18 protein-coding genes and 1 pseudogene are annotated in these 22,098 nt (G+C 67.3%); 12 read left to right on the top strand and 7 right to left on the bottom strand.

Going from position 1 to position 22,098, the window contains the following annotated elements:
- The first annotated feature begins 52 nt into the window (after positions 1-52).
- Positions 53-1,240, top strand: coding sequence for an NAD-dependent formate dehydrogenase (locus tag ACZYW1_RS00560; protein ID WP_463782384.1), 1,188 nt, complete (start codon positions 53-55; stop codon positions 1,238-1,240).
- 1 nt (position 1,241) lies between these two features.
- Here the strand turns inward: ACZYW1_RS00560 and ACZYW1_RS00565 are convergent, their stop codons facing one another.
- From ACZYW1_RS00565 to ACZYW1_RS00580, 4 genes are read right to left on the bottom strand one after another with little or no spacing between them, the layout of a single operon-like run.
- Positions 1,242-1,751: a 2'-5' RNA ligase family protein gene (locus ACZYW1_RS00565; protein WP_463782385.1), complete on the bottom strand. Its 510-nt coding sequence runs from the start codon at positions 1,749-1,751 to the stop codon at positions 1,242-1,244.
- Positions 1,751-2,431 (bottom strand): dethiobiotin synthase, encoded by a 681-nt coding sequence (bioD, locus tag ACZYW1_RS00570; protein WP_463782387.1) that lies wholly within the window; start codon positions 2,429-2,431, stop codon positions 1,751-1,753. The genes ACZYW1_RS00565 and bioD overlap by 1 nt, the downstream gene beginning before the upstream one ends.
- Positions 2,428-3,576: an 8-amino-7-oxononanoate synthase gene (locus ACZYW1_RS00575; protein ID WP_463782389.1), complete on the bottom strand. Its 1,149-nt coding sequence runs from the start codon at positions 3,574-3,576 to the stop codon at positions 2,428-2,430. The genes bioD and ACZYW1_RS00575 overlap by 4 nt, the downstream gene beginning before the upstream one ends.
- A gap of 4 nt (positions 3,577-3,580) precedes the next feature.
- Positions 3,581-4,906, bottom strand: a complete 1,326-nt coding sequence (locus ACZYW1_RS00580; RefSeq protein WP_463782391.1) for an adenosylmethionine--8-amino-7-oxononanoate transaminase — start codon at positions 4,904-4,906, stop codon at positions 3,581-3,583.
- Positions 4,907-4,997: 91 nt separating this feature from the next.
- Between ACZYW1_RS00580 and ACZYW1_RS00585 the strand changes: the two genes are divergently transcribed.
- The 9 genes and pseudogenes from ACZYW1_RS00585 (at position 4,998) to ACZYW1_RS00625 (ending at position 16,144) form a co-directional block, all read left to right on the top strand.
- Positions 4,998-5,441 carry a hypothetical protein gene (locus tag ACZYW1_RS00585; RefSeq protein ID WP_463782392.1) on the top strand — a complete coding sequence of 148 codons (444 nt, stop codon included), beginning with the start codon at positions 4,998-5,000 and terminating at the stop codon, positions 5,439-5,441.
- A gap of 285 nt (positions 5,442-5,726) precedes the next feature.
- Positions 5,727-6,224, top strand: a pseudogene (ripD, locus tag ACZYW1_RS00590) (NlpC/P60 family peptidoglycan-binding protein RipD); the annotation flags it as partial.
- 81 nt (positions 6,225-6,305) lie between these two features.
- On the top strand, positions 6,306-8,459 hold the full coding sequence (locus ACZYW1_RS00595) for an acyltransferase family protein (protein WP_463782394.1): 2,154 nt from the start codon (positions 6,306-6,308) through the stop codon (positions 8,457-8,459).
- Between the two features lie 40 nt (positions 8,460-8,499).
- Positions 8,500-10,671, top strand: coding sequence for a glycogen debranching protein GlgX (glgX, locus tag ACZYW1_RS00600; protein ID WP_463782395.1), 2,172 nt, complete (start codon positions 8,500-8,502; stop codon positions 10,669-10,671).
- 3 nt (positions 10,672-10,674) lie between these two features.
- Positions 10,675-12,966 carry a malto-oligosyltrehalose synthase gene (treY, locus tag ACZYW1_RS00605; protein WP_463782396.1) on the top strand — a complete coding sequence of 764 codons (2,292 nt, stop codon included), beginning with the start codon at positions 10,675-10,677 and terminating at the stop codon, positions 12,964-12,966.
- Positions 12,959-14,692, top strand: coding sequence for a malto-oligosyltrehalose trehalohydrolase (gene treZ, locus ACZYW1_RS00610; protein ID WP_463782398.1), 1,734 nt, complete (start codon positions 12,959-12,961; stop codon positions 14,690-14,692). The genes treY and treZ overlap by 8 nt, the downstream gene beginning before the upstream one ends.
- 36 nt (positions 14,693-14,728) lie before the next feature.
- The gene (locus tag ACZYW1_RS00615) at positions 14,729-15,154 is read left to right on the top strand and encodes a hypothetical protein (RefSeq protein WP_463782399.1); all 426 of its coding nucleotides are present in this window, start codon (positions 14,729-14,731) and stop codon (positions 15,152-15,154) included.
- Between the two features lie 27 nt (positions 15,155-15,181).
- Positions 15,182-15,415, top strand: coding sequence for a hypothetical protein (locus ACZYW1_RS00620; RefSeq protein ID WP_463782401.1), 234 nt, complete (start codon positions 15,182-15,184; stop codon positions 15,413-15,415).
- Positions 15,416-15,463: 48 nt separating this feature from the next.
- Positions 15,464-16,144, top strand: a complete 681-nt coding sequence (locus ACZYW1_RS00625; RefSeq protein ID WP_463782402.1) for a GAF and ANTAR domain-containing protein — start codon at positions 15,464-15,466, stop codon at positions 16,142-16,144.
- A 13-nt stretch (positions 16,145-16,157) separates the two neighbouring features.
- Here the strand turns inward: ACZYW1_RS00625 and ilvA are convergent, their stop codons facing one another.
- Together ilvA and ACZYW1_RS00635 are read right to left on the bottom strand one after the other, a co-directional pair.
- Positions 16,158-17,447, bottom strand: a complete 1,290-nt coding sequence (gene ilvA, locus ACZYW1_RS00630) for a threonine ammonia-lyase (protein WP_463782404.1) — start codon at positions 17,445-17,447, stop codon at positions 16,158-16,160.
- Between the two features lie 28 nt (positions 17,448-17,475).
- The gene (locus ACZYW1_RS00635; RefSeq protein WP_463782406.1) at positions 17,476-17,913 is read right to left on the bottom strand and encodes a nitroreductase family deazaflavin-dependent oxidoreductase; all 438 of its coding nucleotides are present in this window, start codon (positions 17,911-17,913) and stop codon (positions 17,476-17,478) included.
- 245 nt (positions 17,914-18,158) lie between these two features.
- On the opposite strand from ACZYW1_RS00635, the gene ACZYW1_RS00640 reads away from it, so the two are divergent.
- Positions 18,159-19,403: a fatty acid desaturase family protein gene (locus ACZYW1_RS00640; RefSeq protein WP_463782408.1), complete on the top strand. Its 1,245-nt coding sequence runs from the start codon at positions 18,159-18,161 to the stop codon at positions 19,401-19,403.
- Here the strand turns inward: ACZYW1_RS00640 and fadD11 are convergent.
- Positions 19,391-21,229: a fatty acid--CoA ligase FadD11 gene (gene fadD11, locus ACZYW1_RS00645; RefSeq protein ID WP_463782410.1), complete on the bottom strand. Its 1,839-nt coding sequence runs from the start codon at positions 21,227-21,229 to the stop codon at positions 19,391-19,393. The genes ACZYW1_RS00640 and fadD11 overlap by 13 nt on opposite strands.
- Before the next feature lie 34 nt (positions 21,230-21,263).
- On the opposite strand from fadD11, the gene ACZYW1_RS00650 reads away from it, so the two are divergent.
- Positions 21,264-22,085: a class I SAM-dependent methyltransferase gene (locus tag ACZYW1_RS00650; protein WP_463782412.1), complete on the top strand. Its 822-nt coding sequence runs from the start codon at positions 21,264-21,266 to the stop codon at positions 22,083-22,085.
- Positions 22,086-22,098: the final 13 nt, after the last annotated feature.

The raw sequence follows: 22,098 nt of genomic DNA on the forward strand, positions 1-22,098 counted from the left end.
CAGGCTCTGAGCCACAACGGTTTTGGGTTCTGACGTGTCAAAGGAGACTGTCATGGCCAAGGTATTGCTGGTTCTCTACCCGGACCCGGTCGGCGGCTATCCCCCGGTCTATGCGCGTGACAGCATCCCGGCCATTCACAGCTACCCGGACGGCCAGACCCTGCCCACCCCGGCCGCCATCGATTTCACTCCCGGTGAACTGTTGGGCTGCGTGTCCGGTGCGCTGGGGCTGCGGGAGTTCCTCTCCGGTGCCGGCCACCAACTGGTCGTGACGTCGGACAAGGACGGGCCCGACTCCGAATTCGAGCGTGAGCTACCCGACGCCGATGTGGTTATCTCGCAACCATTTTGGCCCGCGTATCTAACCGCGGAGCGGATCGCCAAGGCCAAGAATCTGAAGCTGGCCCTGACCGCGGGAATCGGCTCGGACCATGTCGACCTCGACGCGGCCATCGCTCGCGGGATCACCGTCGCCGAGGTCACGTTCTGCAACAGCATCAGTGTCGCCGAGCACGCGGTGATGCAGATCCTCGCACTGGTCCGCAATTTCGTTCCGTCGCACCAGTGGACGGCCGACGGAGGCTGGAACATCGCCGACAGCGTCGAGCGCGCCTACGACGTCGAGGGAATGGACGTCGGGGTGATCGCCGCCGGGCGCATCGGCCAGGCCGTGCTGCGGCGGATGGCTCCTTTCGAGGTCAACCTGCATTACACCGACACCCGACGGCTGCCGGAGAACCTCGAGCGTGAGCTGGGCGTGACCTATCACCCCGACGCGGCCTCACTGGTCCGCGCAGTCGACGTGGTGTCCATCCACGCGCCGCTGCATCCGCAGACCTATCACCTGTTCGACGAGGAGTTACTGGCGTCCATGCGTCGCGGCTCCTACATCGTCAACACCGCCCGCGCCGAGATCTGTGTGCGCGACGCGGTGGTGGCGGCGTTGGAAAGTGAGCAACTCGCGGGCTATGCGGGCGACGTGTGGTACCCGCAGCCCCCGCCGCCGGACCACCCGTGGCGCACGATGCCGAACAACGCGATGACCCCGCACATCTCCGGGACGACGCTCTCGGCGCAGGCCCGTTACGCCGCCGGGACCCGCGAGATTCTCGAGGACTTCTTCGCCGACAGCCCGATTCGCGACGAATACCTGATCGTTTCCGGCGGCGCCCTGGCCGGGACCGGCGCGGCGTCCTACACCGCGGGCGGTGGGACGAGCCCGGGCAGCAGCGGTAGGTGACTCAGCCGATCGGGTATTCGACGCGTTCGGTGCCGTCCCAACGGCGCAGGCCGGCGAGGTGGCCGGCGATCTCGGTGGGCTGACCCGCTATCTGCAGCACCGGACCCAGGACTGCGCCCTCGATCCGACGGGCCAGCGTGACATGCGCGGTCCACTGACCGGGCAGGCTGTGCGGCAGCGGACCGGGCAGCAGGTGCGGGCCGCAGATGCGGTGCACATCGGCGTGCAGCCGCAGCAACTCGGTGCTCGGAATGATCAGCCGGGCGAGTACCGCGTTGGCCTGGCCGAACAGCAGCGGCGCCCCGACATCGCAGCGCAGCGGTAACCGCTGCGCGACCGGGCGCAGCAGTTCGTCCACAGCCGGCGAAATCCGTTCGGCCACCGCGATTGTCACGTGCGGGCGGCCTGCCGGCAAGCGGCTCGGCAGATCCGCCGCGGCGAGGTCGTCCCAGATCCGACGCAGTGTCGCCTCGGTATCGGGATCGAAGAGCAGCTCGACCGAATGCGCCATCAGCGGAGCAGACTGGTCACCCAGTCGCGGTCGAGGGCGTGCACGCTCATCGCGGTGAATTCAGCGGTGCTGAGCTGTCCCGCCCCGGCGGGCAACTCGGCACGCATCGGGCCCAGGCGCACCAGTGCGGACCGGTTCGACGCCTCGACGACGCCGGGAAGCAGCGGCCAATTGCCGATCACCAGCCCGGCAAACGTAAGATGTTGGGCTGCAAGCGATTCCAATGTCAGTGCGGTGTGGTTGAGCGTGCCCAGCTCGGCCGAGGTGACCACCAGCACAGCGGCGTCCAGGTCGGCGGCGAGGTCCCGCAGCGTCACGCCGCCGTGCGCCAGCTCGACGAGCAGGCCGCCGGCGCCCTCCACCAGGGTCAACTGTCCCGGATGATCAACGGCGCGAATGAGTTTGAGTATGGTGGCTTTGCTGGGTAACGAACGCCCGGCCTGCTCCGCGGCCGCCAGCGGCGCCATCGGCTCCGGGTACCGGGCCAGCCCGACCACCTTGCTGATCCCGGTCAACCGGGTGACGTCGGCAAGGTCGTCATCCCCGGCCGCGATACCGGTCTGCACCGGCTTGCAGACCGCCACGGCCAGACCAGCCTGGCGTGCGGCAGCGGCCAGAGCCGCGGTGGCGATGGTCTTGCCGACCCCGGTTCCTGTCCCGGTGACGACCAGGACCGTCAACGCCGGGCCGCGGCCAGCACGTCGGTCAACACCGTGCGGGCCAGCTCGAGATCGTCGTGGTCCAGAGACGCGCGCGCGGTCAGGCGCAGCCGCGAGGTGCCGACGGGCACCGTCGGCGGCCGGAAACAGCCGACCCGGACTCCGGCGTCCAGACAGGCAGTCGCGGCGGCCAGCGCCAGTTCCGGCTCGCCGAGGATCACCGACACCACCGCCGACTGCGGCAGCTGCGGCACACCGCAGATCTCGGCCAGGGTGGCGGCGTGGCGCAACACCGCCGCGGGCCGCCACGGCTCGGCCTGCAGGACCTCCAACGCCGCCAGCGCAGCGCCGACCGCGGCCGGCGCCAGACCGGTGTCGAAGATGAAGGGACGGGCCGCGTCGATCAGGTGATCCCGCACCGCAGCCGATCCCAGCACCGCGCCGCCCTGGCTGCCGAACGCCTTCGACAGCGTCGTGGTCATCACCACGTCGGGCGCGCCGGCCAGGCCCACCTCGTGCAGCAGGCCACGTCCACCGGTCCCGCGTACACCCAATCCGTGCGCCTCGTCGACGATCAGCAGCGCCCGGTGTCGTCGGCATACGTCGTGCAGCCGGCGCAGCGGTGCCAGCGCGCCGTCGGTGGAGAACACCGACTCGGTGATCACCACCGCGCGTTCCTCGTCGCGCGCACCCAGCGCTGCGTCGACGGCGTCGACGTCCCGGTGTGGCGTCACCACCACCCGGGCGCGTGACAGCCGGCAGGCATCGACCAGCGAAGCGTGTGAGAGCGCATCCGACACCAGGAGGGAGCCTGGGCCCGAGAGCCCGACCACCGCGCCCAGGTTCGCGGTGTACCCGGACGAGAACACCAAACCCGCTGCGGCACCGGCGAATTCAGCCAGGCGGGACTCCAGCTCTTCGTGCAGCGACGTGTTACCGGTGACCAATCGCGAGCCGGTGGCGCCGGCACCCCAGGTGCGCAGCGCGTCCACACCGCCCTCGATGACGTCCGGGTGCTGCGAGAGGCCGAGGTAGTCGTTGGACGCCAGGTCCAGCTCGGCCGCGACCGCAGGCCGCAGGCGCAACGCGCGCCGCAGCCCGGCCTGCCGGCGCTGCTCGGCATGCGCCTCCAGCCAGGCCAACGGGGACGTTTCGATCTGGGTCATCGCGCTAAATCCTACGAGAGCCGGTGAGCCGGGCGACCTCCACCATCGCCGAGGTGACCTGCGCGATCTCCTCCGGCGTGCAGATGTAGGGCGGCATCGCGTAGACCAGATTCCGGAACGGCCGGAGCCAAACGCCGCGATCCAGCGCCGCAGGCGTGGCGACGGCGAGGTCGACCGGACGGTCACATTCGATCACCCCGATGGCCCCGCACACCCGGACGTCGACCACACCGGGTAAGCCGCGGGCCGATTCCAGCCCGGAGCTCAGGCCGGCGCCGATCCCGGCGACGGTGGCCCGCCAATCCTGGCCGAGCAGCAGTTCCACCGCCGCGACCGAGACCGCACAGGCCAGCGGGTTGGCCATGAACGTCGGGCCGTGCATCAGCGCGCCGGCCTCGCCGTCGCTGATCGTGCGGGCGACCTCGGCGGTGCAGAGCGTTGCGGCCAGGCTGAGATAGCCGCCGGTCAGGGCCTTGCCGACGCACATGATGTCGGGACTGACCCCGGCGTGGTCGGCGGCGAACAGTTCGCCGGTACGCCCGAACCCGGTGGCGATCTCGTCGAAGATCAACAGCACGCCGTGCCGTCGGCAGATGTCACTCAGATCGGTCAGGTAGCGGGGATCGTGAAACCGCATCCCGCCGGCACCCTGGACGACCGGCTCGACCACCACGGCGGCCAGCTCGGCGGAATGCTCGGCCAGCTGAGCCTCGAAGGCGGCGACGTAGGCCGGGTCGTAATCGGCGGGTACCTGCGGCGCGAACACCTGAGGCGCCAGCACGTCGGTCCAGAGCGAGTGCATGCCGCCGTCAGGGTCGCAGATGCTCATCGGGGTGAAGGTGTCACCGTGGTACCCGCCCCGCCACGTCATCAGCCGGTGCTTGCCGGGCTGTCCGCGGCTGAGCCAGTACTGCAGCGCCATTTTCACGGCGACCTCCACCGACACCGACCCGGAGTCGCAGAAGAACACCGTGTCCAGGCCAGCCGGGGTGATCTCGACGAGCAGCTGTGCCAGCCGGGCCGCCGGCTCGTGGGTGAGCCCGCCGAACATGACGTGGCTCATCGTGCCCGCCTGCCGCCTGACGGCTTCGTCGAGCACCGGGTGGCCGTGGCCGTGGACCGCCGTCCACCAGGAGCTCATCGCGTCGATGGCCTGCATCTGCCGGCCGTCCCGGACCAGCGTCAGCCAGACCCCGGCGGCGGCGACGGCGACCACCGGAGGCACCGCTTCGGCCCCGATCGTGCTGTACGGGTGCCAGAGGTGGGCCGCATCGATCGCGCTGATCTGCTCGGGCGTCAGCCCGGGAGTCGGCGCGGCCCGGGAAGTCATAGAGAACGAGGGTAAAGCAGCGCGCCCCGGCGCTGGGCGCACTACGTGTTCGGTCGCAGAAACGCCGCACATCCGGCAGCATTGAGCCACCATGGCTTCGCCGCAGCAGTCCGATGACCCGTCCCCCGCCCCACACGACGAGGCTCCGCCGCGCGTGCTGCGACTGCGGCTGGTCCCGTGGGACGTCATCTCGCTGGTGGCGCTGCTGGCCTTGCTCGCAACACTTGCTTTCGGAACGAATTGGTATGCAAGACTTTTCGGCTTCCTCAAGGACGTCTGTGTCGGCGATTGCCCGCCCGCGCCGTTCGCTGTCGACTACTACATCTATCCGGTGGTGTGGGGCGGCATCGGGGCGGCGGTGGCCGCTGCGCTGCTCGGGCCGCTGGTGTCGTTGCTCAAGGGTTGGTACCTGTCGTTCTGGCCTCCGCTGGCGATCGCGCTCGTCCTGTTCGCCTCGGCGGCCGGCGGGGCACTGACCGACTTCAGCAGCACCTACTGGCACGGCGGAACCGGGACGGTCGAATCTCCCGAGTGAGAGTGAAATCACAACTGCGGGCGTGGATTTGGCGCGGTCACCCGTCAGCGATCACCGTTCGGTCACGTTAAGACAAAAAATCCCGCTCAGGGGCCCGATCAGGTGGCTCTACGAGGCATTTGTTGCCACAGTGGTGCTAGTGACTGTTGTGAATTCAGCGGTTCACCACGCGGGGCGGCGCGGCCCCTACGGCGACGGGCCGACGCATCGGCCTCCCGGGTGAATCGGCGGAATGGCGGCAGAGGCGTGAAGTCACCGCGCCGAAGTCGCGGAGAGGTGATCAACATGAAGCGCAGCATCGCTGTCCCGGCCGGCCTGGCCCTGTTGTTGACGCTGCCGATGGTCAATCCCCACATCGCCGGCGCCGACCCGACCGGCCCGACCCTGGTGGGCTATCAGCAGACTACGAGCTACGCGATTCAGCGCGCTCTGTCGCAGCGCAATGTGCCGTTTCTGTACGGCGGCGGCAACGCCAGCGGGCCCACCCGCGGCACCGGCCTGAAGGCCGACGTGGTCGGCTTCGACGCCTCCGGCCTGATCCAGTACGCCTATGCCGGGGCCGGCGTGAAGATGCCCCGCACGTCCGCCGAACAGTGCGCGGTCGGGCGCAAGGTCGCACCCGCGCAGGCGCGCCCCGGCGATCTGCTCTGCTACGGGCCGGGCGGCACGCAGAGTGTCGCGATGTATCTCGGGAACAACCAGATGATCGAGGCCACCGAGCCCGCGGTCACGGTGACGGCGGCACGTACCAACGGGATGACCCCGTACCTGACCCGCATCCTGGAGTCCTGACCGAACGGACGGCCTCCGGCCGATTTCGGGAACGCGAGTCGGCCAACGGGTTGGGTAGATTGTCTGTCAATCATGACGATCTACCCGACCCGCTCGGCCGACGCGGACGCTGTGCAGGCAGCGCAGCACGCGACGGAAAGCCGGGCAAGTTTCTACCGCCACGATCTCGACGGATTGCGTGGCGTCGCCATCGCTCTCGTCGCGATGTTCCACGTGTGGTTCGGCCGGGTTTCCGGCGGGGTGGACGTGTTCCTCGCGCTGTCCGGCTTCTTCTTCGGCGGGAAACTGCTTCGGGCCGCGCTCAATCCGGCGTCCTCACTCGCGCCGGTCCCCGAGGTGGTCCGGCTGGTGCGCCGGCTGCTGCCGGCGCTGGTGGTGGTGCTGGCCGCGGGCGCGGTGCTGACCGTCCTGATCCAGCCGGAGACGCGCTGGGAAACGTTCGCCGACCAGAGTCTGGCCAGCCTGGGCTACTACCAGAACTGGGAGTTGGCCAGCACGGTCGCCGACTACCTGCGGGCCGGGGAGTCGGTCAGCCCGCTGCAGCACATCTGGTCGATGTCGGTGCAGGGCCAGTTCTACATCGCTTTCCTGGCGCTGGTGTTCGGCCTCGCCTACGTGCTGCGACGCCGCCTGCGCGATCGGTTGCGGACCGTGTTCGTGGTCGTGCTCACCACCCTGGCGATCGCCTCGTTCGGCTACGCGATCTTCGCCCACCAGGCCAGCCAGTCGGTGGCCTACTACAACAGCTTCGCCCGGGCGTGGGAGTTGCTGCTCGGAGCGCTGGTCGGGGCGCTGGTCCCGTCCATTCGGTGGCCGTTGTGGCTACGCACGACGGCTGCGACGGTCGCGTTGCTGGCCGTGCTGTCCTGCGGAGCGCTGATCGACGGCGTCCGGCAGTTCCCCGGGCCGTGGGCGCTCGTCCCGGTGGGCGCGGCGGTGCTGTTCATCCTGGCGGGCGCCAACCGGGCGGACGGAGTGCCGTTGCCGCTACCCAACCGGTTGCTGGCGACGGCACCGCTGGTGCGGCTCGGCGAGATGGCGTACGCGCTGTATCTGTGGCACTGGCCGCTGCTGATCTTCTGGCTTGCCTACACGGGTCACGCCCACGCCAACGTCGCCGAGGGCACTGCGGTCCTGCTGATCTCCGGTGTGCTGGCGTACTTGACGAACCGGTACATCGAGGAGCCACTCCGACAGCGCAAATCCGGGAACGCGGCACCTGAGACGGTCGTCGTGGTGCCCTGGCGCACCCGGCTGCGTCGCCCGACCATGGTGCTGGGATCGGTGATCGGGCTGATGGGCGTCACGCTCACCGCGACGGCGTTCACCTGGCGTGAGCACGTCAACGTCGAACGCGCCAGCGGCAAAGAGCTGACCGCGCTGAGTTCCCACGACTATCCCGGCGCCCGGGCCCTGATCAAGCACGTCCGCGTGCCAGCCCTGCGGATGCGACCCACGGTGCTCGAGGCCCAAACCGACTACCCGCCGTCCACCCGTGACGGCTGCATCAGCGACTTCAAGAACACCGACGTACTCAAGTGCAGCTACGGCGACAAGAACGCCCCGCGGACCATCGCGCTGGCCGGCGGCTCGCACGCCGAGCACTGGTTGACCGCGCTGGACATCCTGGGCCGCCGCTACCACTTCAAGGTCACGACGTACCTGAAGATGGGTTGCGCGTTGTCGACCGAGAAGATGCCGCGGGTGATGGGCAACAACGATCCCTACCCCGAGTGCGCCGAATGGGTGCCCAAGGCGATGGCGGCGGTCGTGGCCGACCACCCGGACTTCGTCTTCACCACCTCGACCCGGCCGTGGAACATCAAGCCCGGCGACGTGATGCCCGGCACCTACGTCGGGATCTGGCAGACCTTCTCCGACAACAACATTCCGATCCTGGCCATGCGTGACACCCCGTGGCTGGTCAAAGACGGCCAGCCGTTCAACCCCTCGGACTGTCTGGCCAAGGGTGGCGACGCGGTGTCGTGCGGTATCAAGCGCTCGGATGTGCTCGTCGACCGCAATCCGACACTCGACTGGGTCGAACAGTTCCCGATGCTCAAGCCGCTGGACATGAGCGACGCGGTCTGCCGTGCCGACATCTGCCCGGCCGTCGAGGGAAACGTGTTGGTATATCACGACGCTCATCACCTGTCGGCGACGTATATGCGGACCATGACCAACGAGCTGGGCCGTCAACTCGGTCCCGCCACCGGTTGGTGGTGACTGCACGGCGGCCGGAACCGACCGCCACTAAGGTCGAGTGATGCCTCCGTCAGACCCGACCAGTAGCGCCCCGCCGCCGCTGGCCACCGTGTGGCCAGGTAGCAGTTACCCCCTGGGTGCCAACTTCGACGGCACCGGTACCAACTTCGCGCTGTTCTCCGAGATCGCCGAGAAGGTCGAACTGTGCCTGATCGACGAGGACGGTCAGGAAGCCCGCATCCGCCTCGACGAAGTCGACGGCTACGTCTGGCATGCCTACCTACCCGACGTCACGCCGGGACAGCGTTACGGCTTTCGGGTGCACGGCCCGTTCGACCCTCCCGCCGGCCACCGCTGCGACCCGAGCAAGCTGCTGCTCGACCCATACGGCAAATGCTTCGACGGCGAATTCAAATTCACCCAGGCGCTGTTCTCCTACGACTTGGAGGTCGCCGCAGAGGACCCCGCCGAGACCGGCACGCCGCCCCGGGTCGACTCACTGGGCCAGACCATGACCAGCGTGGTGATCAATCCCTACTTCGACTGGGCCAACGATCACGCGCCCCGCACCCCCTACCACGAGACGGTGATCTACGAGGCACACGTCAAAGGGATGACCCAGAACCATCCCGCCATCCCCGAAGCGCTGCGCGGCACCTACGCCGGCCTGGCTCATCCGGCGATCATCGACCACCTGAAGGCGCTGAACGTCACCGCGATCGAGCTGATGCCGGTGCATCAGTTCATGCACGATCACCGTCTGGTCGACCTCGGTCTGCGAAATTACTGGGGCTACAACACGTTCGGCTTTTTCGCCCCGCACAACCAATACGCCGCCAACCGGCGCGCCCGCGGCGCGGTCACCGAGTTCAAGTCGATGGTCCGGGCATTTCACCAGCAGGGCATCGAAGTGATCCTCGACGTGGTCTACAACCACACCGCCGAAGGCAACCACCTCGGACCGACGATCAACTTCCGCGGCATCGACAACGCCGGCTACTACCGCCTACTCGATGAGGACCTCAGTCTCTACAAGGACTTCACCGGCACCGGCAACAGCCTCAACGCCCGTCATCCACACACCCTGCAGCTGATCATGGACTCGCTGCGCTACTGGGTGACCGAGATGCATGTCGACGGTTTCCGCTTCGACCTCGCCTCGACCCTGGCCCGTGAGTTCTACGACGTCGACCGGCTGAGCGCGTTTTTCGATCTGGTGCAACAAGATCCGGTGGTCAGTCAGGTCAAACTGATCGCCGAACCATGGGATGTCGGAGAGGGCGGCTACCAGGTCGGCAACTTCCCGGGTTTGTGGACCGAGTGGAACGGGAAGTATCGCGATACTGTGCGTGACTACTGGCGGGGCGAGCCCGCGACCCTCGGCGAGTTCGCGTCCCGGTTGACCGGGTCCTCGGACCTCTACGAGGCGACCAGTCGCCGGCCCGGCGCCAGCATCAACTTCGTTACCGCCCACGACGGCTTCACCCTCAACGACCTGGTGTCCTACAACGAGAAGCACAACGAGGCCAACGGCGAGGGCAACCGCGACGGCGAAAGCCACAACCGATCCTGGAACTGCGGCGTCGAGGGTCCGACCGACGATCCGGCGATCCAGGCACTGCGCAGCCGGCAGATGCGCAACATCGTCGCCACGCTGATGCTCAGCCAGGGCACACCGATGATCGCCCACGGCGACGAGATCGGCCGCACTCAGCGCGGCAACAACAACGTGTACTGCCAGGATTCCGAATTGTCCTGGATGGACTGGTCTTTGGTCGAGAAGAACGGTGACCAGCTGGAGTTCACGCGCAAGGCCACCGCGCTCCGCAAAAACCACCCGGTGTTCCGTCGCCGCCGGTTCTTCGACGGCGAGCCGATCCGCAGCGGCGACGAAGTGCGCGACATCGCCTGGCTCACACCGGCCGGCAAGGAGATGCAACCCCAGGACTGGGGCGGCGAATTCGGCAAGAGCATCGCGGTCTTCCTCAACGGCGAGGCGATACCCGAACCCAATGCACGCGGCGAACGGGTCGTCGACGACTCGTTCCTGATGTGCTTCAACGCCCACGACCACGAGGTAGATTTCGTCATTCCGCCTGACGATTACGCCTCGGAATGGACGGCTGTCTTGGACACCACCGACGCAACCGGCTCGGTGACACTGGTGGTCAACGACGGCGACGAGGTGTCGTTGCCGTCGCGCGCCCTCCTAGTGTTCCGTAAGACGAAGTAGCGCATGGTATTTCCGGTACTGTCCACCTACCGGCTGCAGCTGCGGGGTGCTGCCAGTGGGTTCGGATTCACCTTCGCCGACGCCGAGAAGCTGATCGACTACCTGGACGATCTGGGCGTCTCGCACCTCTACCTGTCGCCGATCCTGACCCCGGTGGTCGGATCGACGCACGGGTACGACGTCACCGACCCCACCACGGTGTCCGCCGAACTCGGCGGCCCAGGAGGGCTGGCGCGACTCTCGGCGGCGGCCCGGGCCCGCGGCCTCGGCGTGATCGTCGACATCGTTCCCAACCACGTCGGGGTGGACGCCCCCGAGCAGAACCCGTGGTGGTGGGACGTGCTGCGACACGGGCAGGACTCGCAGTACGCGTCGTTCTTCGACATCGACTGGGAACTGGGTGACGGCCGGATTGTGCTGCCGCTGCTGGGTTCTGACGACGACGTCGCCGACCTGACCGTCGACGGCGATCTGCTGCGACTGGGCGATCTGGCCCTGCCGATTGCGCCCGGCACCGAGCAGGGCACCGGCCCGCAGGTGCACGATCGCCAGCATTACCGGCTGATCGGCTGGCGCAACGGGGTGGTCGGCTATCGCCGATTCTTCTCGATCACGTCGCTGGCCGGACTGCGCCAGGAAGACCGTGCGGTATTCGACACCAGCCACGCCGAGGTCGCGCGGTGGTTCGCCGACGGACTCGTCGACGGGGTGCGGATCGATCATCCCGACGGCCTGGCGGATCCGACCGGCTATCTGGGCTGGCTTCGCGAAGTGACCGGGCCCGACGCCTGGATCGTGATCGAGAAGATCCTGGCCGTCGACGAGCCACTGGATCCGTCGTTGCCGGTGGCCGGCACCACGGGGTATGACGCGCTGCGTGAGGTCGGCGGGGTGTTCGTCGATCCGCAAGGCGCGCAGGCGCTGACGGCGCTGGTCGACTCCGCCGACGTCGACGACTCCGATGTGTCCGCCGCCGAACTCAAGATCTCCTCGGCGACCGACACGTTGGCCAGCGAGCTGGCCCGGCTGCGGCGGTGCATCGTCGCGGCGGCCGGCGCCGACCATCCGCAACTGCCCGACGCGGTCGCGGCGCTGCTGACTCACGTCGACGTGTACCGCAGTGACTACCGCAGCCTGGCGGCAATCCTGCCGACCGCTCTGGCCGCAACCCTTTCCGCCACACCTGAACTCGACGTTCCGCTGCAACTGATCGCGGCGGCGGTCGCCGACGACGGGGAGGCCGCGGTACGACTGCAGCAGCTGTGTGGCGCGGTGACCGCGAAGGCCGTCGAGGATTGTCTGTTCTACCGCGACGCCCGCCTGGTGTCGCTGAACGAGGTCGGCGGTGAACCACACGACTTCGGGGTCGGCCTTGCCGAGTTTCACGCCCGCGCGTCGGCCAGGGTCCGGCTGTGGCCGCACGCGATGACGGCGTTGTCGACCCATGACACCAAACGCGGCGAGGACGTCCGCGCCCGGATCGGGGTGCTGTCGCAGGTGCCGGCGCTATGGACCGAGTTCGTCGCCCGCTGGGAGCAGTCGACCCCCTCCCCCGACCCGGCGACCGGACTGTTCCTGTGGCAGAACATCTTCGGTGTGTGGCCCACCGACGGCGCCGTCACCGACGAGCTTCGCGACCGGCTGCACGCCTATGCCGAGAAGGCTATCCGCGAAGCGGCCTGGCACACCACGTGGAACGACCCGGATGCCGACTTCGAAGACGCCGTTCACGGGTGGCTAAACGCCGTGTTGGACGGCCCGATCGCCCGCGAATTGACCACCCTGGTCGTGCGGTTGCAGCCGCACGCGGAAAACGATGCGCTGGGCCAGAAGCTGCTGTCGCTGACCTCGCCGGGCATCCCGGACATCTATCAGGGCACCGAACTGTGGGACGACAGCCTGGTCGACCCCGACAATCGGCGCGCGGTCGACTACGCGACTCGCCGCGAGGCACTGAAATCGCTGCAGCACAGTAAGATTCGAGTCGTCAAGGCCGCCCTACAGCTGCGGCGGGGCCGCTCGCAATCATTCCTGGACGGCGGCTACCACCCGGTGCTGGCCGCCGGTGCCGGCGCCGAGCACGTGGTGGCGTACCGACGCGGTGACGATGTACTGGTCGCGGTGACCCGTTGGACCGTGCGCCTCGAGCAGACCGGCTGGGGCGACACCGCGGTGACGCTGCCGGACGGCTCGTGGACCAACACGCTCACCGGCTCGAGACTCGGGGGAACCGTGCCTGCTGCTGAATTGTTCGCCGAACTCCCGGTCGTACTGCTGGAGCGCACCGATGCCTGAATTCGCGGTCTGGGCGCCGAAACCGGAAACCGTTCGCGTCGACGTCGACGGGACGGTGCTGCCGATGACCCGCGATGACGACGGCTGGTGGCGGGTGAGTGCCGACGCAGCACCGGACGCCCGCTACGGCTTCCTGCTCGACGACGATCCCGATGTACTGCCCGACCCGCGATCGCCGCGTCAACCCGACGGCGTGCACGAAGCCTCACAGCTGTGGCAGCGCCCGGAGTCGGCCGACACCGGCTGGTCCGGCCGTCCGGTCGCGGGCGCGGTGATCTACGAGCTGCACATCGGAACCTTCACCCCGGCAGGTACTTTCGCTGCGGCCGTCGACAAACTGGACTACCTGGTCGACCTCGGGGTCGACTTCGTCGAAGTCATGCCCGTGAACGCGTTCTCCGGCACCCACGGCTGGGGCTATGACGGCGTGCTGTGGTACGCCGTGCACGAACCATACGGCGGCCCAGACGGTTTGGTCCGATTCGTCGACGCCTGTCACCGCCGCGGCCTCGGGGTGTTGATCGACGCCGTGTTCAACCACCTCGGACCGTCGGGCAACTATCTGCCGCGGTTCGGGCCCTACCTGTCGTCGGCGAGCAACCCCTGGGGTGAGGGCATCAACATCGCCGACGCGCAATCCGACAAGGTACGCCGTTACATCATCGACTGCGCGCTGCGCTGGATGCGGGACTTCGGCGCCGACGGCCTACGACTGGACGCCGTGCATGCATTGTTCGACACCACCGCGATCCACATCCTCGAAGAGCTGGCCGCCGAGACCGAGGCGCTGGCCGAGCAACTGGGGCGCCCGCTGTCGCTGATCGCCGAGAGCGACCTCAACGACCCACGCATGATCACTCCCCGGCCGGAGCACGGTCTGGGTATGACCGGACAGTGGGACGACGACATCCACCACGCCATCCACACCGCAGTCTCCGGCGAGCGCCAGGGTTACTATGCCGACTTCGGTTCGCTGGCCACCCTGGCAAAGACGTTGCGGCACGGGTTCTTCCACGCCGGGACGTACTCGTCGTTCCGGCAGCGACGCCACGGCCGACCGTTGGACACCACCGAGGGTTCCGGGATCCCGGCCACCCGGCTGGTGGCCTACACCTGCACCCACGACCAGGTCGGCAACCGCGCTCTCGGCGACCGGCCGTCGCAGAATCTGACCTACGGTCAGCTCGCGGTCAAGGCCGCGCTGGTGTTGACATCGCCATACACCGCAATGCTTTTCATGGGTGAAGAGTGGGGAGCTTCGACACCGTTCCAGTTCTTCAGCTCGCATCCCGAACCCGAATTGGCCCGCGCCACCGCCGAGGGCCGCAAGCGGGAATTCTCCGACCACGGGTGGAACGCCGACGACATCCCCGACCCGCAGGACCCGCAGACCTTCCAGCGCTCGAAGCTGGACTGGGCTGAGGTCGATCAGGCCGACCACGCGAAATTACTCCGGATCTACCGGGAGCTGATTGCGTTGCGGCGCAACGAGAGCGATCTCGGTGTTCCCTGGCTGGACAATCTGATCGTCGACTACGACGAAGAGCGTCGCTGGATCGCGCTGCGCCGGGGTGCCCTGACGGTGGTCTGCAATCTCGGCGTCGACCGCGCGACAGTCCCCTTCACCGGGAGCGTGGTGCTGGGCTCGGAGCTGTTCGAGGTCGGAGCGGACAGCACTGAGCTGCCGCCGCATTCGTTCGTGATTCTGCGCGCTGTGGACAACTGACTACCGCTCCCGTTCGCGGCCTTTCATGATGCGCGGATGACTCAGCCTGATGTGTTGCCGATCCCGCCCATTCAGACCGCCTGCGATCCAGTGCATACAACCCAGGACCTGCGCGAGCGTTGGCGTGCGCTGATGGGTCCGCTGGGGTTTGGCACCCGCCTGCTGTGGTTCGGGTTGATCGGGCCGGACCGCTGCTTCGCTAAGAAGCTCTGCCACGTCCCGATGCGCCCACGGCCGCGCGGCCGGATCGTCTGGAACCTGATGTCGTCGATGCGGACCCTGCTCGACGAGCTGGAACCGGACACCACGGTGGCGCTGCTGCTGTCCGGCCCCGGCCGCGGACCGGCGTCGACCATCGAACTGGTCTGGTCGAGGTCGTTGACCGACATGGCCGAGCGATTCGCCATTCCGTTGGAGCCGATTTTTCGCGCCAACGACGAGACGGTCGCAGTGCTGGGCTAGCGCTGTGCCATCCGGTAGCTTTCGGATGTGAGCGACGTCGACGAAGGTGCCCGAGCCCGTCTCGATTACATCGAAAAGCAACTTCAGCTGCTGTTTCCGGATGGCTACGTGCCGTTCGCCGCGGCCAACGCCGCCGGAATGCCGCAGTCCGTCGTCGAACTCGCCCGACGCGGCAACCTGATCGCCGCGATCAAGGAATACCGCACGTTGACCGGCGCCGGACTGGCCGAGGCGAAGAAGGCTGTCGAGGACATTCGATGACCTCCACGCTCGGGTTAGGTACCCGGCATTAAGGGAACAACTCGAAATATGCCGAATCAACCGGCGCATGAGTTGGCCCAGCGTATGGCCGAGTTAGCCCGATCAGTAGCCGCCCCACGCGATATCGAGGCTGTCCTGAGTGGTGTCACCGCGACAACGGTCGAACTGCTCGACGGTGCCGACACCGCCGGCGTGTTGCTGGTCTCCAAAGGCGGCAAGTTCGAGTCGCTGTCCGGCACGTCCGATCTGATCTACGAAGTGGATCGGCTCCAGGAAAAGCACAACGCCGGGCCGTGTGTCGATGCGGCCGTAAAAGACTTGGTGGTCCGTACCGAGGACTTCGAGACCGAGACCCGGTGGGGCGATTATTCGCGAGAGGTCTGCAAACTCGGGGTGCGCAGCAGCATCTCCTTCAAGCTCTACACCGGAGACCGGACCGCGGGCGCGTTGAATGTCTTCTCGCGGCGGCCGCACAGCTTCGACGCCGACTCCGAGATGATCGGCTCGATACTCGCTGCGCACGCCGCCGCGGCCATCCTCGCCAGCCGCGACAGCCAGCAACTGCAGGCCGCTTTGCTCAGCCGCGACGTCATCGGCCAGGCGAAGGGCATGCTGATGGAGCGTTTCAGTGTCGATGCCCTCGCCGCTTTCGACATGCTGCGAAAACTGTCCCAACAAATGAACGTGCGGTTGGCCGACGTCGCCCAGCGGGTTGTCGAGACCCGGTGAGCGGAGCAGCCACCTAGAGCAGATAGCGATAGGCCGGTGAACCCGGCTCGATCGCCTCGATCTGCATCTCGGTGGCATGCATGCGTTCCAGCAGTCCGTCCAGGTCGGCCGCCGAACCCAGCTCGATGCCGACCAGCGCTTCGCCAGTTTCTCGGTTGTTGCGTTTGACGTACTCGAACAGCGTCACGTCGTCGTTCGGCCCCAGCACGCTGTCCAGGAAGCGGCGCAGCGCACCGGGTTCCTGTGGGAAGTCGACCAGGAAGTAGTGCTTGAGGCCGAGGTGAACAAGCGACCGCTCGAGTATCTCGCCGTAGCGCGACACGTCGTTATTTCCGCCCGATACCAGGCAGACCACGGTGGAGCCCGGCTCGATGTCGGCTTCCAGCAGTCCGGTTACCGCGAGGGCGCCGGCGGGCTCGGCGACGATGCCCTCGTTCTGGTAGAGGTCGAGCATCGCGGTACACACCGCGCCCTCGTCGACCGTGGTGATCGAGACCATGTTTCCGGCCGCGGCCAGGGCGGCGTAGGTCAGCGTGCCGGCCCGGCTCACCGCGGCTCCGTCGACGAATTGGTCGACGTGATCGAGGGTCACCGGTCCGCCGTTGGCCAGCGCGGCCATCATCGCGGCTGCACCCGCCGGCTCGATGCCCAGCACCGATGTCTTACTGGTTCGTTCGGCGAGGTAGGTGGTGATGCCGGCGATGCAGCCGCCGCCGCCGACCGGAACCACCACCAGATCCGGTTCGTCATCGAGTCGGTCCAGGATTTCGACGGCGATGGTGCCCTGGCCCGCCATGGTGCGCGGGTCGTCGAACGGCGGCACCAGCGTGGCGCCGGTGCGTTGCACGTCGGCGAGCGCCGCCGCGGCGGCCAGGTCGTAGGTCGATCCGCCGACGATCAGCTCGATGAACTCGCCGCCGTGGTACCGGATGCGGTCGCGCTTCTGTTTCGGCGTCTTGGCCGGGACGTAGACGCGACCGCGAACACCCAGGGTGCGGCAGGCGTAGGCGAAGCCCTGCGCATGATTGCCCGCCGACGAGCAGACCACGCCGGCCGCCCGTTCGGCGTCGGACAGCTGCACCAGCAGGTTGTAGGCGCCGCGCAGCTTGTAGGAGCGCACGGTCTGCAGGTCTTCGCGTTTCAGGTAAACGTTCGCCCCGGTGGTCGCGGACAACCGGTCGGAAAACTGCAGCGGTGTGGGGGTGACCACGCCGGCAATTCGGGTGGCCGCCGCGTCGATGTCGGCCGCGCGCAGCGGCCCACTACCCCGGGTGCTCGGGCTTTGACTCAATTCGGCGGACACTGGTCAATGGTGCCACCAAGCTGCGCGTTCAGTGCACAGGGGTCAGTACGAACACCGGAATTTGCCGGTCCGTCTTCTCCTGGTAGTCGGCGTAGTCCGGATACGCGGCCACGGCCCGCTCCCACCAGACGGCTTTCTCGTCGCCGAAGACCTCGCGAGCGTCGTAGTCCTTGGTGACGGTGCCGTCCTGCAGTTCGACCCGCGGGTTCTTGGCGATGTTGAAGTACCAGACCGGGTTCTTCGGCGCGCCGCCCAGGGACGCGACGGCGGCATACTCGCCGTTGTGCTCGACGCGCATCAGCGGCGTCTTGCGGAGCTTGCCGGACTTGGCGCCGACCGTGGTCAGCAGGATGACCGGCATGCCTTTCATGTCGGTGCCTTCGGTTCCGCCGGATTCGGCGATCTTGTCGGCTTGCTCGCGAGACCAGTCCCACGGGGACGGGGCGTATTCACCTTCGAGTGGCATGTCACCACTTTAGGCGCGGGCGGATGGGGCGCGTCCACCAGCACGTCGCGCCTCACCGGGAGCTCGGCGTTTGCCGTGTACAGTTCGCCCTCGATCCGCTCGCTTACCCGTAGTCGTGCCGATCCTCGCGCCGCGGGGGTGAGCCTCTACCCAACGATGGGACGAGACGCACCATGCCGCGGTACTCCCGCTCGGTTCGTCAGAGCTGTCCCTTCGCCCCCGTCCCGACTTCTGGGTGACGGGCGATGGCCATCACCGAGGTACCCGAATATGCGCATCTCAGCGATGCCGACCTGACGGCACTCACCGCGGAGTTGGACGCGATCCGTCGCGACACCGAATCTTCGCGCGGCGCCAAGGATCGGGCATACATCATGCGCGCCATAGCTTTTCAGCGATGCCTGGACATCGCTGCGCGGTTGACCCTCGCCGCGACCAAAGGCCGAATCGGCTGGGCGGTGGGAACCATGGCGCTGGCCGCCGCGAAATGTATCGAGAACATGGAACTGGGCCATAACATCTCGCACGGTCAATGGGATTGGATGAACGACCCGGAGATCCATTCCAACACCTGGGAGTGGGACATCGTCGCGCCCACGTCGCACTGGCGCTACACCCACAACTACCAACACCACGTCTTCACCAATGTCGTCGGCGTCGACGCCGACCTCGGCTTCGGAATCCTGCGGGTCAGCCGCGACCAGAAGTGGCAACCCCTGACCCTGCTGCAGCCACTGTTCGCGGTGCTGCTCGGGATGGCCTTCGAATGGGGCATCGCGCTGTACGGCGTGGTCGCGGTGCAGCAGCAGGAGACGACCGACGCCGGCAGATCGGCGCAGAAGTCGGCGCTGCTGAGCAAGATGTCCCGGCAGGCCATCAAGGACTATGTGCTGTTCCCGGCCCTCAGCCGGCGTCGATGGCGACGCACGCTGGGCGCGAACATCGTCGCCAACGGCCTGCGCAGCGGGTGGGCGTACATCGTCATCGTCTGCGGTCACTTCGTCGACGGGGCGGAGAAATTCACTCCGTCCGTGCTGCAGAGCGAGACCAGAGAACACTGGTATCTCCGGCAGATGCTGGGCACGGCGAACTTCGAGGCGGGACCGGTGCTGCGGTTCATGACCGGGAATCTCTGCTACCAGATCGAACACCACCTCTTCCCCGATCTGCCGCACAATCGGTATCCGGAGGTCGCCGAGCGGGTACGTGCGGTGTTCCTCGCCTACGACCTGCCCTACACGACCGGTCCGCTGCTGCGTCAGTACCTGCTCACCGTGCGCACCATCTGCAAGCTGGCGCTGCCGGATCGATGCCTCTCCGCTACCTGCGACGACGCGCCAGAAACGGCCTCGGAGAACAGGTTTCGGAGCGCCGCCCAGCGCCCGGGATCACCGTCCGATGACGCCGACGACCGTCGACGCGGACTGGTGACGGCACTGCGCGCGCAGCGTGAGCTGGCGACGGAACGGTCGCGTCGCTACGCCGGTTGAGCCGACGAGGCGCGGGCCGGCTCGTGAACGTCCGGACCCGGTTGTTCGGCGTAGAGCTCGTCGATCTCGGCGGCGTATTTCGCCATGATCGGCCGGCGTTTGAGCTTCATCGTCAACGTGATCTCGTCGCCGCCCGGCTCCCACAACGCAGGCAGCACTCGGAAGCGCTTGATCTGTTCAACCCGCGAAAGCTTGGCATTGCCGGCCGCGACGCCTGCCGCGATCTTCTCGAGCATCTCCGGATGCGCGGCCAGGGCATCCGGTGAGGCGTCCGCGAGCCCGAGGTCGGCCGCGTGCGGGCCGACCGAATCGGCGTCGAAGACCAGTAACGCCGTGTTGTAGGGCCGGCCGTCGCCGACGGTCAGCATCGCCCCGACCATCGGGCATGCCGCCAGAATGGTGGTTTCGATGTTCGCCGGCGACATGTTCTTCCCGGCCTCGTTGATGATCAGTTCCTTCTTGCGGTCGACGATTCGCAGGTAGCCGTCGTCGTCCTCCTCGAGGATGTCACCGGTGTGCAACCAGCCGTCGGGGTCGATCGCCTCTGCGGTTTTGGCCGGCTCGCCGCGATAGCCCTTCATCACCAGCGGACCGCGCACCAGGTACTCGCCGTCCTCGGCGATCTTGGACTCCAGTCCGGGTAGCAGTTTGCCCACCGACCCCAGCCGCGCATCTGACGGATGAGTCACGCTCGCAACACAACTCAGCTCCGACATACCCCACACCTCGGCGATCTGGATGCCGATGCCCGCGAAGAACGCCAGCGTCTCCCGCGGGATCGGTGCCGCGCCGGAGACCGCCCAGCGCAACTCGTCGAAGCCGAGCTTCGCGCGCAGCTTCGACAGCACCAGATCGTCGGCCTGCTGCCATTCCGCCGCCACCTCATCGGACAGCTGCTCGCCGGCAACCAGGGCGGCGGCCTTCTTCGCCACGACGCCCATGGCCCATTGCAGGGCCTGGCGCTTGGTCTCGTCGGGCTCATGGGTGATTGCGAATTCGATTGCCGCCTTGAGCTTTTCCCACACCCGCGGGACGGCGGCCCACGTCGTGGGATGCACATCGGACAGCGCGGCGGCGATCTCCCGGGCATCGGACACCACCGTGATCTGGGCGCCGGACACCTCGTTGTTGTACAGCGCCATCGTGCGGTCGGCGATGTGCGCCGACGGCAGGAAGGACGTCACCCGATCTCCGAACCGGACACCGAGAACGGCGTCGAGGGCCTGGGCCTCGAAAAGCAGGTGCGCGTGGGTCATCTCCACGCCCTTGGGGTGGCCGGTCGTTCCGGAGGTGTAGATCAGGGTGATCACGTCGTCGGGCTGAACCGCCCGCCAGGTCGCCTCGAAATCGAACTCGTCGTTCGCGGCGGCGTGGAGGTCGTCCAGCGACAGCGTGCCGTCCGGGGCGCCGTCGACGCAGATGATGTGGTCGAGGGTGGCGTCGCTGGCCCGGATCACGTCGACGTACTGCTGTTCGCAGATCACGACTTTGGTGCCGGCGTTGTCGAACACATAGCCGAGTTGCTCGGGCGCCAGCGTGTTGTACACCGAGAACGACGTGGCGCCGAGGTGCTGGGCGCCGACCTCGAGCGGGTAGAACTCGATCCGGTTGGCCATCATCAGCGACACCGTGTCGCCGCGGCGAACTCCCAGACCGTGCAGTCCGGCCGCCACCGCGCGCACGCCGGCCGCATACTCACGCCAGGTCATCGTCTGCCCGCCGCCCGGGGTCCGCAGGGCGGTCGCATCGGGATCGACCGCCGCGGTGCGCTGAAATGCTTCGCACAACGTGGTCGGCGCCTCGGGGGTGGTCGTCTGAGCGGTCACTCAGCTGACGCTAGTCCCGGAGTACCTTGCCGGTATGGGATTTGCGATCACCGACTTGACGCCTGTCGAGCAGACCGCGTTCGTCACCCAGTACGCCCGGGCGGTCGACAGCCGTTGGACCAAGCCCATACTCGGCGACACCCTGGCCGATGACATCGTCGCCAAAATCGACTACGACTTCGACGGTTTGGGCGTGCCCGCCAGTGCGATCCGCCAGACCGCGCTGCGCGCGAAGCTGCTGGATGAGCGGATTCGAGATTTTGTCGCGCAGCATCGCGACGCCGTGGTCGTCGACCTCGGAGCGGGGCTGGCAACACCCATGCGCCGGGTGGCGCCACCACGCACGGTCGATTGGTACGACGTCGACCTGCCGAATGTCATCGCGCTACGGGACCGGGTCGTCCCGCCCGACACCCATGCACATTCGGTGCCCGCGTCGCTGGCCGACGACTCGTGGACCGACCACATCCCCGCACACCGGCCCACCTTTCTGTTCGCGGACGGGCTGCTGGCTTTCGTCTCCGAGACGGTGATCGTCGACCTGTTCCGCCACATTCCGGAGCACTTCGGGTCCGGTGAGATAGCGATCAACGACTACGGGCGGGTGAGTCCGCTCAACATCGCCGCGATGAAAGTAGGCTTCCCCGCCGTCGGAAACCAGTGGAACTACCGGGGTTTCAACGACGCACGCGTTCCGGAGAGCTGGAGTCCCAGGCTGCGCCTGGTCGAGGAGACCAGCCTGGCGCACGTGCCGGAGATCGATCTCTACCCGACCGCGGCGCGGCTCTCGACCCGCCTGATGGGCAAGACGAAATCCGGTGCCCGTTCGGCGCGGATTCTGCGGTACCGGTTCTGAGAAGGTAGGACGG

The organism is Mycobacterium sp. IDUB_36 (assembly GCF_055419225.1).

Bases quoted from the DNA above. Each gene is read 5' to 3' on its own strand.
- ACZYW1_RS00560 (WP_463782384.1), top strand. From the start codon at position 53: ATGGCCAAGGTATTGCTGGTTCTCTACCCGGACCCGGTCGGCGGCTAT.
- ACZYW1_RS00565 (WP_463782385.1), bottom strand. From the start codon at position 1,751: ATGGCGCATTCGGTCGAGCTGCTCTTCGATCCCGATACCGAGGCGACA.
- ACZYW1_RS00575 (WP_463782389.1), bottom strand. From the start codon at position 3,576: ATGACCCAGATCGAAACGTCCCCGTTGGCCTGGCTGGAGGCGCATGCC.
- ACZYW1_RS00580 (WP_463782391.1), bottom strand. From the start codon at position 4,906: ATGACTTCCCGGGCCGCGCCGACTCCCGGGCTGACGCCCGAGCAGATC.
- ACZYW1_RS00585 (WP_463782392.1), top strand. From the start codon at position 4,998: ATGGCTTCGCCGCAGCAGTCCGATGACCCGTCCCCCGCCCCACACGAC.
- ACZYW1_RS00595 (WP_463782394.1), top strand. From the start codon at position 6,306: ATGACGATCTACCCGACCCGCTCGGCCGACGCGGACGCTGTGCAGGCA.
- glgX (WP_463782395.1), top strand. From the start codon at position 8,500: ATGCCTCCGTCAGACCCGACCAGTAGCGCCCCGCCGCCGCTGGCCACC.
- treY (WP_463782396.1), top strand. From the start codon at position 10,675: ATGGTATTTCCGGTACTGTCCACCTACCGGCTGCAGCTGCGGGGTGCT.
- treZ (WP_463782398.1), top strand. From the start codon at position 12,959: ATGCCTGAATTCGCGGTCTGGGCGCCGAAACCGGAAACCGTTCGCGTC.
- ACZYW1_RS00615 (WP_463782399.1), top strand. From the start codon at position 14,729: ATGACTCAGCCTGATGTGTTGCCGATCCCGCCCATTCAGACCGCCTGC.
- ACZYW1_RS00625 (WP_463782402.1), top strand. From the start codon at position 15,464: ATGCCGAATCAACCGGCGCATGAGTTGGCCCAGCGTATGGCCGAGTTA.
- ACZYW1_RS00635 (WP_463782406.1), bottom strand. From the start codon at position 17,913: ATGCCACTCGAAGGTGAATACGCCCCGTCCCCGTGGGACTGGTCTCGC.
- ACZYW1_RS00640 (WP_463782408.1), top strand. From the start codon at position 18,159: ATGGCCATCACCGAGGTACCCGAATATGCGCATCTCAGCGATGCCGAC.
- ACZYW1_RS00650 (WP_463782412.1), top strand. From the start codon at position 21,264: ATGGGATTTGCGATCACCGACTTGACGCCTGTCGAGCAGACCGCGTTC.